The organism is Kluyvera sichuanensis (genome assembly GCF_014218705.1).
GTDB classification, from domain to species: Bacteria; Pseudomonadota; Gammaproteobacteria; order Enterobacterales; family Enterobacteriaceae; genus Kluyvera; species Kluyvera sichuanensis.
The window spans coordinates 20,083-37,754 of sequence record NZ_JABBJF010000039.1 but is presented as its reverse complement, the minus strand read 5'-3'; the positions used below and the strand labels follow the sequence as shown (position 1 = coordinate 37,754).

At 51.8% G+C, this 17,672-nt stretch carries 12 protein-coding genes and 4 tRNA genes; 15 read left to right on the top strand and 1 reads right to left on the bottom strand.

From position 1 onward, the window contains the following. The first annotated feature begins 193 nt into the window (after positions 1–193). Together murB and birA are read left to right on the top strand one after the other, a co-directional pair. Positions 194–1,222: a UDP-N-acetylmuramate dehydrogenase gene (murB, locus tag HII27_RS24450; protein WP_185669944.1), complete on the top strand. Its 1,029-nt coding sequence runs from the start codon at positions 194–196 to the stop codon at positions 1,220–1,222. Next, the gene (gene birA, locus HII27_RS24445; RefSeq protein ID WP_185669943.1) at positions 1,219–2,181 is read left to right on the top strand and encodes a bifunctional biotin--[acetyl-CoA-carboxylase] ligase/biotin operon repressor BirA; all 963 of its coding nucleotides are present in this window, start codon (positions 1,219–1,221) and stop codon (positions 2,179–2,181) included. The genes murB and birA overlap by 4 nt, the downstream gene beginning before the upstream one ends. A gap of 36 nt (positions 2,182–2,217) precedes the next feature. Here birA and coaA read toward each other — a convergent pair whose 3' ends face one another. Next, a complete protein-coding gene (gene coaA, locus HII27_RS24440) occupies positions 2,218–3,168 on the bottom strand; it encodes a type I pantothenate kinase (RefSeq protein WP_220439817.1) in 951 nt (316 codons plus the stop codon). A gap of 413 nt (positions 3,169–3,581) precedes the next feature. Here coaA and HII27_RS24435 point away from each other — a divergent pair. The 13 genes from HII27_RS24435 (at position 3,582) to rpoC (ending at position 17,645) form a co-directional block, all read left to right on the top strand. Next, positions 3,582–3,657, top strand: a tRNA-Thr gene (locus HII27_RS24435). Between the two features lie 10 nt (positions 3,658–3,667). Beyond that, positions 3,668–3,752 (top strand) — tRNA-Tyr (locus tag HII27_RS24430). 119 nt (positions 3,753–3,871) lie between these two features. After that, positions 3,872–3,946: transfer RNA gene (locus HII27_RS24425), tRNA-Gly, on the top strand. 5 nt (positions 3,947–3,951) lie between these two features. Continuing rightward, positions 3,952–4,027, top strand: a tRNA-Thr gene (locus tag HII27_RS24420). 116 nt (positions 4,028–4,143) lie between these two features. Then, positions 4,144–5,328 carry an elongation factor Tu gene (gene tuf, locus HII27_RS24415; RefSeq protein ID WP_115074753.1) on the top strand — a complete coding sequence of 395 codons (1,185 nt, stop codon included), beginning with the start codon at positions 4,144–4,146 and terminating at the stop codon, positions 5,326–5,328. 222 nt (positions 5,329–5,550) lie between these two features. Beyond that, on the top strand, positions 5,551–5,934 hold the full coding sequence (gene secE / locus HII27_RS24410) for a preprotein translocase subunit SecE (protein ID WP_035895925.1): 384 nt from the start codon (positions 5,551–5,553) through the stop codon (positions 5,932–5,934). A gap of 1 nt (position 5,935) precedes the next feature. Beyond that, positions 5,936–6,481 carry a transcription termination/antitermination protein NusG gene (nusG, locus tag HII27_RS24405; RefSeq protein WP_002438628.1) on the top strand — a complete coding sequence of 182 codons (546 nt, stop codon included), beginning with the start codon at positions 5,936–5,938 and terminating at the stop codon, positions 6,479–6,481. Positions 6,482–6,640: 159 nt separating this feature from the next. Continuing rightward, positions 6,641–7,069, top strand: a complete 429-nt coding sequence (gene rplK / locus HII27_RS24400) for a 50S ribosomal protein L11 (RefSeq protein WP_012133815.1) — start codon at positions 6,641–6,643, stop codon at positions 7,067–7,069. Between the two features lie 3 nt (positions 7,070–7,072). Continuing rightward, positions 7,073–7,777, top strand: a complete 705-nt coding sequence (gene rplA / locus HII27_RS24395; protein WP_035895924.1) for a 50S ribosomal protein L1 — start codon at positions 7,073–7,075, stop codon at positions 7,775–7,777. A gap of 291 nt (positions 7,778–8,068) precedes the next feature. Then, the gene (rplJ, locus tag HII27_RS24390) at positions 8,069–8,566 is read left to right on the top strand and encodes a 50S ribosomal protein L10 (protein WP_185669941.1); all 498 of its coding nucleotides are present in this window, start codon (positions 8,069–8,071) and stop codon (positions 8,564–8,566) included. A 66-nt stretch (positions 8,567–8,632) separates the two neighbouring features. Then, positions 8,633–8,998, top strand: a complete 366-nt coding sequence (rplL, locus tag HII27_RS24385) for a 50S ribosomal protein L7/L12 (RefSeq protein ID WP_006176746.1) — start codon at positions 8,633–8,635, stop codon at positions 8,996–8,998. A 318-nt stretch (positions 8,999–9,316) separates the two neighbouring features. Beyond that, complete coding sequence (gene rpoB / locus HII27_RS24380; protein ID WP_185669940.1) at positions 9,317–13,345, top strand: DNA-directed RNA polymerase subunit beta; 4,029 nt, start codon at positions 9,317–9,319, stop codon at positions 13,343–13,345. Between the two features lie 76 nt (positions 13,346–13,421). Then, positions 13,422–17,645 (top strand): DNA-directed RNA polymerase subunit beta', encoded by a 4,224-nt coding sequence (rpoC, locus tag HII27_RS24375; protein WP_185669939.1) that lies wholly within the window; start codon positions 13,422–13,424, stop codon positions 17,643–17,645. Positions 17,646–17,672 lie beyond the last annotated feature (27 nt).

The following is a 17,672-nucleotide window of genomic DNA, read 5'->3' as shown; positions in this document are numbered from 1 at the left end:
CAATTTAGTGAAAAAGCCCATCCTGACGGATGGGCTTTTTTGCGTCTGCGGAAAGTGAAAGAACGGTGAACATCCCGGGGTCACTGCGTTCGCCCGGGCTACATTATTATGCCGCCTCCCCCTCTATATAACCGCAAGCCTTCCCCGAGCAGATACGGTAAACTATCGTCGATTCAGCATCAGGAAAGCAGCTATGACCCACTCCCTAAAACCCTGGAACACCTTCGGCATTGACCATTGTGCAAAGCACATCGTATGCGCTGAAAATGAACAACAATTACTGAGCGCCTGGCAGCACTCTACCCGTGAAGGGCTGCCTGTTATGATCCTGGGTGAAGGAAGTAACGTCCTGTTTCTGGAAGATTATTCCGGCACGGTGATCCTTAACCGCCTGAAAGGTATCGAGGTGAGCGAAACGGCTGATGCATGGCATCTGCACGTTGGCGCGGGGGAAAACTGGCATAGTCTGGTGCGTTATGCGCTGGATAACGGTATGCCTGGCCTTGAAAACCTGGCGCTTATTCCTGGCTGTGCGGGGTCATCCCCAATTCAGAACATCGGCGCCTACGGCGTTGAACTGCAGCATGTCTGTGAATATGTCGATTGCATCGAATTGGTAAGCGGTGAACGTCAGCGCCTTAGTGCGGAAGAGTGTCAGTTTGGCTATCGTGACAGTATCTTTAAGCACGATTATCAGGATCGTTTTGCGATTGTTGCCGTAGGCTTCCGACTGGCAAAAGCGTGGAAACCGGTGCTTACGTACGGCGATCTTACGCGACTTGATCCGAAAACAGTGACTCCGCGTGAAGTGTTCGACTCCGTTTGCCACATGCGCATGACTAAGTTGCCGGATCCAAAGATCAACGGTAACGCGGGTAGCTTCTTTAAGAACCCGGTAGTGAGCGCCGGCTATGCCGAAGCGCTGCTGACGAACTTCCCGAAAGCGCCGCATTATCCGCAGGCGGACGGCAGCGTTAAGCTGGCTGCAGGATGGCTTATCGATCAGTGTCAGCTAAAGGGTCATATTGAGGGCGGTGCTGCTGTTCATCAACAACAGGCGCTGGTACTGGTTAACGTCGACCACGCGCAGAGTAGCGATGTGGTTAAGCTAGCGCACCATGTCCGCCAGCAGGTGGGCGACAAATTTAACGTCTGGCTTGAGCCTGAAGTCCGTTTTATCGGACGCGCAGGTGAAGTGAGTGCGGTTGAGGTAATCAAATGAAAGACAATACGGTGCCATTAACGCTCATCTCTCTGCTGGCCGACGGTGATTTCCACTCCGGCGAGCAGTTGGGCGAGACGCTTGGCATGAGCCGCGCGGCGATCAACAAACATATCCAGACCTTACGTGACTGGGGTGTTGATGTCTTTACCGTACCTGGCAAAGGGTACTGCCTGCCGGAGCCAATTCAATTACTGGAAGCAGAGCGCATTCGCCAGGCTGTCGACTACGGTGACGTATCAGTACTCCCGGTTATCGACTCCACGAACCAATATCTACTCGACCGCATTAGTGAATTGAAATCCGGCGATGCCTGTGTTGCGGAATACCAGCAGGCAGGTCGAGGCCGTCGTGGCCGTAAGTGGTTCTCACCGTTTGGGGCGAACCTCTATCTCTCCATGTACTGGCGCTTAGAGCAGGGGCCGGCAGCGGCGATTGGCCTGAGCCTGGTTATCGGTATCATCATGGCGGAAGTATTACAGAGCCTGGGCGCCGATAAGGTACGGGTGAAGTGGCCAAATGATCTTTACCTGAATGACCGCAAACTGGCTGGCATTCTGGTTGAGCTAACCGGTAAAACCGGTGATGCCGCGCAGATTGTTATTGGTGCCGGGATTAACCTGGTCATGCGCCGTGTTGAAAACGATGTGATTAATCAAGGTTGGATCAACCTACAGGAAGCCGGCATCGTTATCGACCGCAACGTGCTGGCAGCGCGCTTGATTAACGAGCTGCACGACGCCTTGCACCTCTTCGAACAGGAAGGGCTAGCGCCTTATCTTTCTCGCTGGGATAAATTAGATAACTTTATAAATCGCCCGGTTAAGTTAATTATCGGCGATAAAGAGATATTTGGTATTTCTCGCGGCATTGATACGCAAGGGGCATTATTGCTGGAGCAGGACGGGGTGATAAAACCCTGGATGGGCGGCGAAATTTCGCTGCGTAGCGCAGAATAAAAAAGGGAGCTTCGGCTCCCTTTTCTTTTATCACGATTATTTCCGCAGACGAACCTGCTCAACGGAGTGGTTGGCGCTTTTGGTCAGGATCAGACTCGCGCGCTCACGCGTTGGTAAGATATTCTCGTTTAAATTTATGAGGTTAATCTCATTCCATAATGACGTGGCCACGTTAACCGCCTCTTCTTCAGAAAGCTGGGCATAGTTATGGAAATAAGAATCTGGGTCGGTAAATGCACCTTCACGGAATTTCAGGAAACGGTTGATATACCAGGACTGTAATAGCTTCTCAGGGGCATCAACATAAATAGAGAAATCAACGAAGTCAGAAACAAATACATGATGCGGATCGTGTGGATAGTCCATTCCGCTCTGCAGCACGTTAAGTCCTTCGAGAATTAATATATCTGGATGGGTAACCGTTTTATCACCGTCAGGAATAACATCATAAATAAGATGGGAATAGACCGGTGCGGTGACGTCGGGCACCCCTGACTTCAGGTCAGAGACAAACTTCACCAGACGATGCATATCGTACGATTGCGGGAAGCCTTTCTTCTTCATCAGCCCGCGCTCTTTCAACACCTCATTTGGATGCAGGAAGCCATCGGTGGTGATGAGTTCAACGCGGCGATGTTCGGGCCAGCGGCTCAGCAACGCCTGCAGTACGCGTGCGGTCGTGCTTTTACCTACCGCCACGCTGCCAGCGATACTAATGATATAAGGAATACGCTGGCCGTTGGTGCCAAGGAACTGCTCCAGCACCGCCTGACGACGCAGGTTAGAACTAATATAGAAGTTCAGTAAACGTGACAAAGGCAAATAGATCTCCGCCACTTCCTCCAGCGACAGATCTTCGTTGATACCTTTTAAGCGTGTAATTTCGCCTTCAGTCAGGGTCATTGGCACGGAATCGCGCAGCGCCGCCCACTGGCTACGATTGAACTGTAGATAAGGTGTCATTAACGTTTGCTCTTGTTTTCTCATAAGCATGTTCTGGCTGCCACGCTGATAACACGCGACGCTTCACATTCAGTTAATCAGGACAATGGGCAGGAGGTTAACACCAGATGGAATATAAAAAGAAGAAAAAATCCAAATGAGTGGTGCTTTCGTGAGAAAACCCCGGAGTTTGTTGCCAACTTAACCGGTGGGCGTAAGTAATAGGTGATAGTAAAGAAGTGCAACTGCTAATGACGACAGGTAGTCTGGCATTCGCGGGCATGAAATAGCATCAGCAAGCCACAGAGAACAGAGAGAATTGCGCTATTTTTGTTCATGAAAGTACCGTTTTGCTGAGTTTTTACGCTTGAGTGCACAAAACATGAGCGATAGAACATTTTATGCAAATTTTTAGTTGCATGTCGCCGCAGGTCTCCATAGAATGCGCGCTACTTGATGCCGACTTAGCTCAGTAGGTAGAGCAACTGACTTGTAATCAGTAGGTCACCAGTTCGATTCCGGTAGTCGGCACCATCAAGTACCTGGTGGGGTTCCCGAGCGGCCAAAGGGAGCAGACTGTAAATCTGCCGTCACAGACTTCGAAGGTTCGAATCCTTCCCCCACCACCACTTTCCGGCTAAGCATTGCGAAGCCAGAGTTGGTCGGTAAAATGACGAACTCAAACAAAGAAAAGAGAGCAATCTCTTTTTTTTGGCACAGAAAGAACTGGGTAGCCGAGTTTTAGGATGCGGGCATCGTATAATGGCTATTACCTCAGCCTTCCAAGCTGATGATGCGGGTTCGATTCCCGCTGCCCGCTCCAGACGTGCTGATATGGCTCAGTTGGTAGAGCGCACCCTTGGTAAGGGTGAGGTCCCCAGTTCGACTCTGGGTATCAGCACCACTTCTCTTCTCCCTCCCGTTTCTCTCTGTTTAAATTAATGCATTCAACATTTCAGACGTTTTGTCTGGTTGATGTGGTGATATCACCGATTTATCCGTGTATTAGAGGGACTATCGATGTCTAAAGAAAAATTTGAACGTACCAAACCGCACGTCAACGTCGGTACTATCGGCCACGTTGACCATGGTAAAACTACCCTGACTGCTGCAATCACTACCGTACTGGCTAAAACCTACGGCGGTGCTGCTCGTGCTTTCGACCAGATCGATAACGCACCAGAAGAAAAAGCTCGTGGTATCACCATCAACACTTCCCACGTTGAATATGACACCCCGACTCGCCACTACGCACACGTAGACTGCCCAGGCCACGCCGACTATGTTAAAAACATGATCACCGGTGCTGCGCAGATGGACGGCGCGATCCTGGTTGTTGCTGCGACTGATGGCCCTATGCCACAGACTCGTGAGCACATCCTGCTGGGTCGTCAGGTAGGCGTTCCTTACATCATCGTGTTCCTGAACAAATGTGACATGGTTGATGACGAAGAGCTGCTGGAACTGGTTGAAATGGAAGTTCGTGAACTTCTGTCTCAGTACGACTTCCCAGGCGACGATACCCCAATCATCCGTGGTTCTGCTCTGAAAGCGCTGGAAGGCGACGCAGAGTGGGAAGCGAAAATCATCGAACTGGCTGGCTTCCTGGATTCTTACATCCCAGAACCAGAACGTGCTATCGACAAGCCGTTCCTGCTGCCAATCGAAGACGTATTCTCCATCTCCGGTCGTGGTACCGTTGTTACCGGTCGTGTAGAGCGCGGTATCATCAAAGTTGGTGAAGAAGTTGAAATCGTTGGTATCAAAGACACTGCTAAGTCTACCTGTACCGGCGTTGAAATGTTCCGCAAACTGCTGGACGAAGGCCGTGCTGGTGAGAACGTTGGTGTTCTGCTGCGTGGTATCAAACGTGAAGAAATCGAACGTGGTCAGGTTCTGGCTAAGCCAGGCTCTATCAAGCCGCACACCAAGTTCGAATCTGAAGTGTACATTCTGTCCAAAGACGAAGGCGGCCGTCATACTCCGTTCTTCAAAGGCTACCGTCCACAGTTCTACTTCCGTACTACTGACGTGACCGGTACCATCGAACTGCCAGAAGGCGTTGAGATGGTAATGCCAGGCGACAACATCAAGATGGTTGTGACTCTGATCCACCCAATCGCGATGGACGATGGCCTGCGTTTCGCAATCCGTGAAGGCGGTCGTACCGTTGGCGCGGGTGTTGTTGCCAAAGTAATGAGCTAATTGCTGATAACATTTGACGCAATGCGCAATAAAAGGGCATCATTTGATGCCCTTTTTGTACGCTGTCGAACCAGAACCTGGCTCATCAGTGATTATTTTTGCCATAATCATTGCTGAGACAGGCTCTGTAGAGGGCGTTTAGTCCGAAACTTACTTTCGGTTTGGATCGCCTCGCTCTCGCGGGGTGGAAATGTTTGTAGAATACTTCTGACAGGTTGGTTTATGAGTGCGAATACCGAAGCTCAAGGGAGCGGGCGCGGCCTGGAAGCGATGAAGTGGGTAGCTGTTGCCGTATTGCTTATCGTGGCAATTGTGGGCAACTACCTCTATCGCGACATGATGCTGCCGCTGCGTGCGCTGGCCGTAGTAATTATTATTGCTGCAGCGGGTGGTGTCGCGCTGTTGACGACGAAAGGCAAAGCGACCGTTGCGTTTGCGCGTGAAGCGAGAACGGAAGTTCGTAAGGTGATTTGGCCGACTCGCCAGGAAACGCTGCACACTACGCTGATCGTTGCTGCGGTCACTGCGGTAATGTCACTGATCCTGTGGGGACTGGATGGTATTCTGGTTCGCCTGGTATCCTTTATCACTGGCCTGAGGTTCTAAGATGTCTGAAGCACCTAAAAAGCGTTGGTACGTCGTTCAGGCGTTTTCCGGTTTTGAAGGCCGTGTAGCGACTTCGCTGCGCGAGCATATCAAATTACACAACATGGAAGAGCTGTTTGGCGAAGTCATGGTTCCGACCGAAGAAGTGGTCGAAATTCGTGGCGGCCAGCGTCGCAAGAGCGAGCGCAAATTCTTCCCAGGGTACGTGTTAGTTCAGATGGTGATGAACGACGCGAGCTGGCACCTGGTGCGTAGCGTTCCGCGCGTAATGGGCTTTATCGGCGGTACCTCTGACCGTCCGGCGCCAATCAGCGACAAAGAAGTTGATGCGATTATGAACCGCCTGCAGCAGGTTGGTGATAAGCCGCGTCCGAAAACGCTGTTTGAACCGGGTGAAATGGTTCGCGTTAGCGACGGTCCATTCGCTGACTTCAACGGCGTGGTTGAAGAAGTGGATTACGAGAAGTCTCGCCTGAAAGTTTCCGTCTCTATCTTCGGTCGTGCGACCCCGGTAGAACTGGACTTTGCGCAGGTAGAGAAAGCGTAAGGCTGCGTTCAAAAAAGCACCGATCTAATCGTTGCATAGGGCGCGAAATTGACATACAATTTCACGCCTTTTGTTTTTATGGGCGCATGCCTGTAAAACGAATTTTTATATCACGGGGAGCCTCTTAGAGGCGCTATCACCCACATTGAGGATTTTAGAATGGCTAAGAAAGTCCAAGCCTACGTTAAGCTGCAGGTTGCAGCTGGTATGGCAAACCCAAGTCCACCAGTTGGTCCAGCTCTGGGTCAGCAGGGTGTGAACATCATGGAATTCTGCAAAGCGTTCAACGCAAAAACTGATTCCATCGAAAAAGGTCTGCCAATTCCGGTTGTTATCACCGTTTACGCTGACCGTTCTTTCACCTTCATTACCAAAACGCCTCCAGCAGCAGTTCTGCTGAAGAAAGCGGCTGGTATCAAGTCTGGTTCCGGCAAGCCGAACAAAGACAAAGTAGGTAAAATTTCCCGCGCTCAGCTGCAGGAAATCGCGCAGACCAAAGCTGCCGACATGACTGGTGCCGACATTGAAGCGATGACTCGCTCCATCGAAGGTACTGCACGTTCCATGGGCCTGGTAGTGGAGGACTAAGAAATGGCTAAACTGACCAAGCGTATGCGCGTGATCCGTGACAAAGTTGATGCAACTAAACAGTACGACATCAACGAAGCTATTGCCCTGCTGAAAGAGCTGGCCACTGCTAAGTTCAACGAAAGCGTTGACGTTGCCGTTAACCTCGGTATCGACGCTCGTAAATCTGACCAGAACGTACGTGGTGCAACTGTACTGCCACACGGTACTGGCCGTTCCGTTCGCGTTGCCGTATTTACCCAGGGCCCTAACGCTGAAGCAGCTAAAGCTGCTGGCGCAGAGCTGGTAGGTATGGAAGATCTGGCTGACCTGATCAAGAAAGGCGAAATGAACTTCGACGTTGTTATCGCATCTCCAGATGCAATGCGCGTTGTTGGCCAGCTGGGCCAGGTTCTGGGCCCACGTGGTCTGATGCCAAACCCGAAAGTTGGTACTGTAACCCCTAACGTTGCTGAAGCGGTTAAGAACGCTAAAGCAGGTCAGGTTCGTTATCGTAACGACAAAAACGGCATCATCCACACCACCATCGGTAAAGTGGACTTTGACGCTGACAAACTGAAAGAAAACCTGGAATCTCTGCTGGTTGCGCTGAAAAAAGCAAAACCAACTCAGGCGAAAGGCGTGTACATCAAGAAAGTTAGCATCTCCACCACCATGGGTGCAGGTGTTGCAGTTGACCAGGCTGGCCTGAGCGCTGCTGCAAACTAATGCCTTTACGTGGGCGGTGATTTTGTCTACAATCTTACCCCCACGTTTGCTAACAAAAGTTAGCGGCTAAAAGATTTGTTCGTTGGAGCCTGGCCTAATCCAGGCCTCCGTCGAAGACCGCAGGTGTTTCGCAAGAAACTTAATGCCCTGCGTAGACGGTGACAGAACGCTAAGATTATTTTTGGATACTCTGGCTTGTTTCTGCTCACCGTATTAAGACGCTCTTCCCGTTGGGGAGAGTGAAGTGAGTTCCGGAACATGAGTTCCGGCAAACATCCAGGAGCAAAGCTAATGGCTTTAAATCTTCAAGACAAACAAGCGATTGTTGCTGAAGTCAGCGAAGTAGCCAAAGGCGCGCTGTCTGCAGTAGTTGCGGATTCCCGTGGCGTTACTGTAGATAAAATGACTGAACTGCGTAAAGCAGGTCGTGAAGCTGGCGTATACATGCGTGTTGTTCGTAACACCCTGCTGCGCCGCATCGTTGAAGGTACTCCATTCGAGTGCCTGAAAGACACGTTTGTTGGTCCGACCCTGATTGCATACTCTATGGAACACCCGGGCGCTGCTGCTCGTCTGTTCAAAGAGTTCGCGAAAGCGAATGCAAAATTTGAGGTCAAAGCCGCAGCCTTTGAAGGTGAGTTGATCACGGCATCGAACATCGATCGCCTGGCAACCCTGCCGACCTACGACGAAGCAATTGCACGCCTGATGGCAACCATGAAAGAAGCTTCGGCTGGCAAACTGGTTCGCACTCTGGCTGCTGTACGCGATGCGAAAGAAGCTGCTTAATAGCAGTCCTCTTTGTAAAGTATCTGCTTACGTATAAACTTATTCTGATTTTCAGGAACAATTTAAATGTCTATCACTAAAGATCAAATCATTGAAGCAGTTGCAGCTATGTCCGTAATGGACGTTGTAGAACTGATTTCTGCAATGGAAGAAAAATTCGGTGTTTCCGCTGCTGCTGCTGTAGCTGTAGCTGCTGGCCCGGCTGAAGCTGCTGAAGAAAAAACTGAATTCGACGTAATTCTGAAAGCTGCTGGCGCTAACAAAGTTGCTGTAATCAAAGCAGTACGTGGCGCAACTGGCCTGGGTCTGAAAGAAGCTAAAGACCTGGTAGAATCTGCTCCAGCCGCTCTGAAAGAAGGCGTGAGCAAAGATGACGCTGAAGCACTGAAAAAATCTCTGGAAGAAGCTGGCGCTGAAGTTGAAGTTAAATAAGCCAACTTTTCTAGTTGAAGCCTGAGAAATCAGGCCGATGGCTGGTGACTTTTTAGTCACCAGCCATTTTGCGCTGTATGGCGCCAGTAGCATTTCACACTGTTTGACTACTGGTTGTCCTGACAATGCATGTTTCTATCGACGACTTAATATATTGCGACAGGGTGCTCGCTCTGTGTAAATCGCAATGAAATGGTTTAAGCGTGATAGCAACAGGTATTGCGGAAAGTGTTCCATTTTCCGGTCAACAAAATAGTGTTGCACAAACTGTCTGCCAATGGACAGATGCGTCGACTTGTCAGCGAGCTGAGGAACCCTATGGTTTACTCCTATACCGAGAAAAAACGTATTCGTAAGGATTTTGGTAAACGTCCACAAGTTCTGGATGTCCCATATCTCCTTTCTATCCAGCTTGACTCGTTCCAGAAGTTTATCGAGCAAGATCCTGAAGGTCAGTATGGTCTGGAAGCTGCTTTCCGTTCCGTATTCCCTATTAAAAGCTACAGCGGTAACTCCGAGCTGCAATACGTCAGCTACCGTCTGGGCGAACCTGTCTTTGACGTTCAGGAATGTCAGATCCGTGGCGTGACCTATTCCGCACCGCTGCGCGTGAAACTGCGTCTGGTGATCTACGAGCGCGAAGCGCCGGAAGGCACCGTAAAAGACATTAAAGAACAAGAAGTCTACATGGGCGAAATTCCGCTCATGACCGACAACGGTACCTTTGTTATCAACGGTACTGAGCGTGTTATCGTTTCTCAGCTGCACCGTAGCCCAGGCGTCTTCTTTGACTCCGATAAAGGTAAAACCCACTCTTCGGGTAAAGTGCTGTATAACGCGCGCATCATTCCTTACCGTGGTTCCTGGCTGGACTTCGAATTCGATCCGAAAGACAACCTGTTCGTACGTATCGACCGTCGCCGTAAACTGCCTGCGACCATTATTCTGCGTGCGCTGAACTACACCACTGAGCAGATCCTTGACCTGTTCTTTGAGAAAGTTGTTTTCGAAATTCGTGACAACAAGCTGCAGATGGAACTGATTCCAGAACGTCTGCGTGGCGAAACCGCGTCCTTCGACATCGAAGCGAACGGTAAAGTGTACGTTGAAAAAGGCCGCCGTATTACTGCGCGCCACATTCGCCAGCTGGAAAAAGACGATATCAAGCATATCGAAGTTCCGGTTGAGTACATCGCTGGTAAAGTCGCTTCTAAAGACTACGTTGACGAATCTACTGGCGAGCTGATCTGCGCAGCTAACATGGAGCTGAGTCTGGATCTGCTGGCTAAGCTGAGCCAGTCTGGCCATAAGCGTATCGAAACGCTGTTCACTAACGATCTGGACCACGGTGCATACATTTCTGAAACTGTACGCGTCGACCCAACCAACGATCGTCTGAGCGCGCTGGTAGAAATCTACCGCATGATGCGCCCTGGTGAGCCGCCAACTCGTGAAGCTGCTGAAAGCCTGTTCGAGAACCTGTTCTTCTCCGAAGACCGCTATGACCTGTCTGCGGTTGGTCGTATGAAGTTCAACCGTTCTCTGCTGCGCGACGAGATCGAAGGTTCCGGTATCCTGAGCAAAGACGACATCATCGAAGTGATGAAGAAGCTCATCGATATCCGTAACGGTAAAGGCGAAGTGGATGATATCGACCACCTCGGCAACCGTCGTATCCGTTCCGTAGGCGAAATGGCGGAAAACCAATTCCGCGTTGGCCTGGTACGTGTTGAGCGTGCGGTGAAAGAGCGTCTGTCTCTGGGCGATCTGGATACCCTGATGCCTCAGGATATGATCAACGCCAAGCCGATTTCTGCAGCAGTGAAAGAGTTCTTTGGTTCCAGCCAGCTGTCTCAGTTTATGGACCAGAACAACCCGCTGTCTGAGATTACGCACAAACGTCGTATCTCCGCACTCGGCCCGGGCGGTCTGACCCGTGAACGTGCAGGCTTCGAAGTTCGAGACGTACACCCGACTCACTACGGTCGCGTATGTCCAATCGAAACGCCTGAAGGTCCAAACATCGGTCTGATCAACTCCCTGTCCGTGTACGCACAGACTAACGAATACGGTTTCCTCGAGACGCCGTACCGTAAAGTGACCGACGGTGTTGTAACCGACGAAATTCATTACCTGTCTGCTATCGAAGAAGGCAACTACGTTATCGCTCAGGCGAACTCCAACCTGGATGACGAAGGCCACTTTGTAGAAGATCTGGTTACCTGCCGTAGCAAAGGCGAATCCAGCTTGTTCAGCCGCGACCAGGTTGACTACATGGACGTATCCACCCAGCAGGTGGTATCCGTCGGTGCGTCCCTGATCCCGTTCCTGGAACACGATGACGCCAACCGTGCATTGATGGGTGCGAACATGCAACGTCAGGCCGTTCCAACTCTGCGTGCTGATAAGCCGCTGGTTGGTACCGGTATGGAACGTGCTGTTGCCGTTGACTCCGGTGTTACTGCAGTTGCTAAGCGTGGCGGTACCGTTCAGTACGTCGACGCATCCCGTATCGTTATCAAAGTTAACGAAGACGAGATGTATCCGGGCGAAGCGGGTATCGACATCTACAACCTGACCAAATACACCCGTTCTAACCAGAACACCTGTATTAACCAGATGCCTTGCGTGTCTCTGGGCGAGCCAATCGAGCGCGGCGACGTGCTGGCAGATGGCCCGTCCACCGACCTGGGTGAACTGGCGCTGGGTCAGAACATGCGTGTGGCATTCATGCCATGGAACGGTTACAACTTCGAAGACTCCATCCTCGTATCCGAGCGTGTTGTTCAGGAAGACCGTTTCACCACCATCCACATTCAGGAACTGGCATGTGTGTCCCGTGACACCAAGCTGGGGCCAGAAGAGATCACCGCTGACATCCCTAACGTGGGTGAAGCTGCGCTCTCCAAACTGGATGAATCCGGTATCGTTTACATTGGTGCAGAAGTGACCGGTGGCGACATTCTGGTTGGTAAGGTAACGCCGAAAGGTGAAACCCAGCTGACGCCAGAAGAGAAGCTGCTGCGTGCGATCTTCGGTGAGAAAGCGTCTGACGTTAAAGACTCTTCTCTGCGCGTACCAAACAGCGTTTCCGGTACTGTTATCGACGTTCAGGTCTTTACTCGCGATGGCGTAGAAAAAGACAAACGTGCGCTGGAAATCGAAGAGATGCAGCTGAAGCAGGCTAAGAAAGACCTGTCTGAAGAACTGCAGATCCTCGAAGCTGGCCTGTTCAGCCGTATCTACGCTGTGCTGGTTGCCGGTGGTGTCGAAGCTGAGAAGCTGGACAAACTGCCTCGCGATCGCTGGCTGGAACTCGGTTTGACCGACGAAGAGAAACAGAATCAGCTGGAACAGCTTGCTGAGCAGTACGACGAGCTGAAACACGAGTTCGAGAAAAAACTCGAAGCGAAACGCCGCAAAATCACCCAAGGCGACGATCTGGCACCGGGCGTGCTGAAGATTGTTAAGGTATACCTGGCCGTTAAACGCCGTATCCAGCCTGGTGACAAAATGGCAGGTCGTCACGGTAACAAGGGTGTAATTTCTAAGATCAACCCGATCGAAGATATGCCGCACGATGCTAACGGTACGCCGGTAGATATCGTACTGAACCCGCTGGGCGTACCATCGCGTATGAACATCGGTCAGATCCTTGAAACCCACCTGGGTATGGCTGCGAAAGGTATCGGCGATAAGATCAACGCCATGCTGAAACAGCAGCAAGAAGTCGCGAAACTGCGCGAGTTCATCCAGCGTGCTTACGATCTGGGCTCTGATGTTCGTCAGAAAGTTGACCTGAACACCTTCACCGATGATGAAGTGCTGCGCTTGGCAGAAAACCTGAAGAAAGGTATGCCAATCGCAACGCCAGTATTCGACGGTGCAAAAGAAGCGGAAATTAAAGAACTGCTGCAACTGGGCGGTCTGCCATCTTCTGGTCAGATTACCCTGTTCGACGGCCGTACCGGTGAACAGTTCGAGCGTCAGGTAACCGTAGGTTACATGTACATGCTGAAACTGAACCACCTGGTCGACGACAAGATGCACGCGCGTTCTACCGGTTCTTACAGCCTGGTTACTCAGCAGCCGCTGGGTGGTAAGGCTCAGTTCGGTGGTCAGCGCTTCGGGGAGATGGAAGTGTGGGCGCTGGAAGCATACGGCGCCGCCTACACCCTGCAGGAAATGCTCACCGTTAAGTCTGATGACGTGAACGGCCGTACTAAGATGTATAAGAACATCGTAGATGGCAACCATCAGATGGAACCGGGCATGCCGGAATCCTTCAACGTACTGTTGAAAGAAATCCGCTCGCTGGGCATCAACATCGAACTGGAAGACGAGTAATCCTCGCTCAAACAGGTCACTGCTGCCGGGGTCATTCCCGGCAGTGGATTGTGCTAACTCCGACGGGAGCAAATCCGTGAAAGATTTATTAAAGTTTCTGAAAGCGCAGACTAAAACCGAAGAGTTTGATGCGATCAAAATTGCTCTGGCCTCGCCAGACATGATCCGTTCATGGTCTTTCGGTGAAGTTAAAAAGCCGGAAACCATTAACTACCGTACGTTCAAACCTGAGCGTGACGGCCTTTTCTGCGCCCGTATCTTTGGGCCAGTAAAAGATTACGAGTGCCTGTGCGGTAAGTACAAGCGCCTGAAACACCGCGGTGTGATCTGTGAGAAGTGCGGCGTTGAAGTGACCCAGACCAAAGTGCGTCGTGAGCGCATGGGCCACATCGAGCTGGCATGTCCAACTGCCCACATCTGGTTCCTGAAATCGCTGCCGTCCCGTATCGGTCTGCTGCTCGATATGCCTCTGCGCGATATCGAACGCGTACTGTACTTCGAATCTTATGTTGTTATCGAAGGCGGTATGACCAACCTGGAACGCCAACAGATCCTGACTGAAGAGCAGTATCTGGACGCGCTGGAAGAGTTCGGTGATGAATTCGACGCGAAGATGGGTGCGGAAGCTATCCAGGCCCTGCTGAAAAGCATGGATCTGGAGCAAGAGTGTGAAACTCTGCGTGAAGAGCTGAACGAAACCAACTCCGAAACCAAGCGTAAAAAGCTGACCAAGCGTATCAAGCTGCTGGAAGCGTTCGTACAGTCTGGCAACAAGCCAGAGTGGATGATCCTGACCGTTCTGCCGGTTCTGCCGCCAGATCTGCGTCCGCTGGTACCGCTGGATGGTGGTCGTTTCGCGACTTCTGACCTGAACGATCTGTATCGTCGCGTCATTAACCGTAACAACCGTCTGAAGCGTCTGCTGGATCTGGCTGCGCCAGATATCATCGTACGCAACGAAAAACGTATGCTGCAGGAAGCGGTTGATGCCCTGCTGGATAACGGTCGTCGCGGTCGTGCGATCACCGGTTCTAACAAACGTCCTCTGAAATCTTTGGCCGACATGATCAAAGGTAAGCAGGGTCGTTTCCGTCAGAACCTGCTCGGTAAGCGTGTTGACTACTCCGGTCGTTCTGTCATCACCGTAGGTCCATACCTGCGTCTGCATCAGTGCGGCCTGCCTAAGAAAATGGCACTGGAGCTGTTCAAACCATTCATCTACGGCAAACTGGAACTGCGTGGCCTCGCCACCACCATCAAAGCCGCTAAGAAAATGGTTGAGCGCGAAGAAGCTGTCGTTTGGGATATCCTGGACGAAGTTATCCGCGAACACCCGGTTATGCTGAACCGTGCACCAACACTGCACCGTCTGGGCATCCAGGCGTTTGAGCCAGTACTGATCGAAGGTAAAGCTATCCAGCTGCACCCGCTGGTTTGTGCGGCATACAACGCCGACTTCGATGGTGACCAGATGGCTGTTCACGTACCGCTGACGCTGGAAGCCCAGCTGGAAGCGCGTGCGCTGATGATGTCTACCAACAACATCCTGTCCCCAGCGAACGGCGAGCCAATCATCGTTCCTTCTCAGGACGTTGTATTGGGTCTGTACTACATGACTCGTGACTGTGTTAACGCCAAAGGCGAAGGCATGGTGCTGACTGGCCCTAAAGAAGCTGAGCGTATCTATCGCGCAGGTCTGGCCTCTCTGCATGCGCGCGTTAAAGTGCGTATCACCGAGTACGAAAAAGATGAAAACGGCGAATTCGTTGCGCACACCAGCCTGAAAGACACGACCGTTGGCCGTGCCATTCTGTGGATGATCGTACCGAAAGGTCTGCCTTACTCCATCGTCAACCAGGCGCTGGGTAAGAAAGCTATCTCCAAAATGCTGAACACCTGTTACCGCATTCTGGGCCTGAAGCCGACCGTTATCTTCGCTGACCAGACCATGTACACCGGCTTTGCTTACGCAGCGCGCTCAGGCGCCTCTGTCGGCATCGACGACATGGTTATCCCAGAGAAGAAATACGAAATCATCAGCGAAGCGGAAGCTGAAGTTGCTGAGATTCAGGAGCAGTTCCAGTCTGGTCTGGTAACCGCTGGCGAACGCTACAACAAAGTTATCGATATCTGGGCTGCGGCGAACGATCGTGTATCCAAAGCGATGATGGATAACCTGCAAACTGAAACCGTCATTAACCGTGAAGGTAAAGAAGAGCAGCAGGTTTCCTTCAACAGCATCTACATGATGGCCGACTCCGGTGCGCGTGGTTCTGCAGCACAGATTCGTCAGCTGGCAGGTATGCGTGGTCTGATGGCTAAGCCAGATGGCTCCATCATCGAAACGCCAATCACCGCGAACTTCCGTGAAGGTCTGAACGTACTCCAGTACTTCATCTCCACTCACGGTGCTCGTAAAGGTCTGGCGGATACCGCACTGAAAACTGCGAACTCCGGTTACCTGACTCGTCGTCTGGTTGACGTGGCACAGGACCTGGTTGTTACTGAAGACGACTGTGGCACCCTGGAAGGCATCACCATGACCCCGGTTATCGAGGGTGGTGACGTTAAAGAGCCACTGCGCGATCGCGTACTGGGTCGTGTGACTGCTGAAGACGTTCTGAAGCCGGGCACCGCGGACATTCTGGTTCCACGTAACACGCTGCTGAACGAGCAGTGGTGTGATCTGTTGGAAGAGAACTCCGTTGACTCCGTGAAAGTGCGTTCCGTTGTATCCTGTGACACCGACTTTGGTGTATGTGCGCACTGCTACGGTCGTGACCTGGCGCGTGGCCACATCATCAACAAAGGTGAGGCTATCGGCGTTATCGCTGCACAGTCCATCGGTGAACCTGGTACACAGCTGACGATGCGTACGTTCCACATCGGTGGTGCGGCATCTCGTGCGGCTGCTGAATCCAGCATTCAGGTTAAGAACAAAGGTAGCATCAAGCTCAGCAACGCGAAGTCGGTTGTGAACTCCAGCGGTAAACTGGTTATCACTTCCCGTAACACCGAGCTGAAACTGATCGACGAATTCGGTCGTACCAAAGAAAGCTATAAAGTGCCTTACGGCTCCGTTATGGCTAAAGGTGATGGCGAGCAGGTTGCCGGCGGTGAAACCGTTGCAAACTGGGATCCACACACCATGCCGGTTATCACCGAAGTAAGTGGTTTCATCCGCTTCACTGACATGATCGACGGCCAGACCATTACTCGTCAAACTGACGAACTGACCGGTCTGTCTTCTCTGGTTGTTCTTGACTCTGCTGAACGTACCACGGGTGGTAAAGACCTGCGTCCAGCACTGAAAATTGTTGATGCTCAGGGCAACGACGTTCTGATCCCAGGCACCGATATGCCTGCTCAGTACTTCCTGCCGGGTAAAGCGATTGTTCAGCTGGAAGATGGTACTCAGATTCACTCTGGTGACGCGCTGGCGCGTATTCCTCAGGAATCCAGTGGTACTAAGGATATTACCGGTGGTCTGCCACGCGTTGCGGATCTGTTCGAAGCACGTCGTCCGAAAGAGCCGGCAATCCTGGCTGAAATCAGCGGCATCATTTCCTTCGGTAAAGAAACCAAAGGGAAACGTCGTCTGGTTATCACCCCGTTAGACGGTAGCGATCCATACGAAGAGATGATTCCAAAATGGCGTCAGCTCAACGTGTTCGAAGGCGAACGTGTAGAACGTGGTGACGTGGTTTCCGATGGTCCAGAAGCACCGCACGACATCCTGCGTCTTCGTGGCGTACACGCGGTAACGCGTTACATCACCAACGAAGTACAGGACGTTTACCGTCTGCAAGGCGTTAAGATTAACGATAAGCACATTGAAGTTATCGTTCGTCAGATGCTGCGTAAAGCGACCATCGAAAGTGCTGGTAGCTCCGACTTCCTGGAAGGCGAGCAGGTTGAATACTCCCGCGTCAAGATTGCTAACCGCGATCTGGAAGCGAACGGCAAAGTGGCGGCAACGTATTCCCGCGACCTGCTGGGTATCACCAAAGCGTCTCTGGCAACCGAATCGTTCATCTCTGCTGCATCGTTCCAGGAGACTACACGTGTCCTGACCGAAGCAGCCGTTGCGGGTAAACGCGACGAACTGCGCGGCCTGAAAGAGAACGTTATCGTGGGTCGTCTGATCCCTGCGGGTACCGGTTATGCGTACCATCAGGATCGCATCCGTCGCCGTGCGGCGGGCGAAGTTTCTGTCGCACCTCAGGTGAGTGCAGAAGAAGCGACCGCTAGCCTGGCAGAACTGCTGAACGCAGGTCTGGGTGGTTCTGATAACGACTAATCGTTCACGTTAGTGCGATAAGTTGAA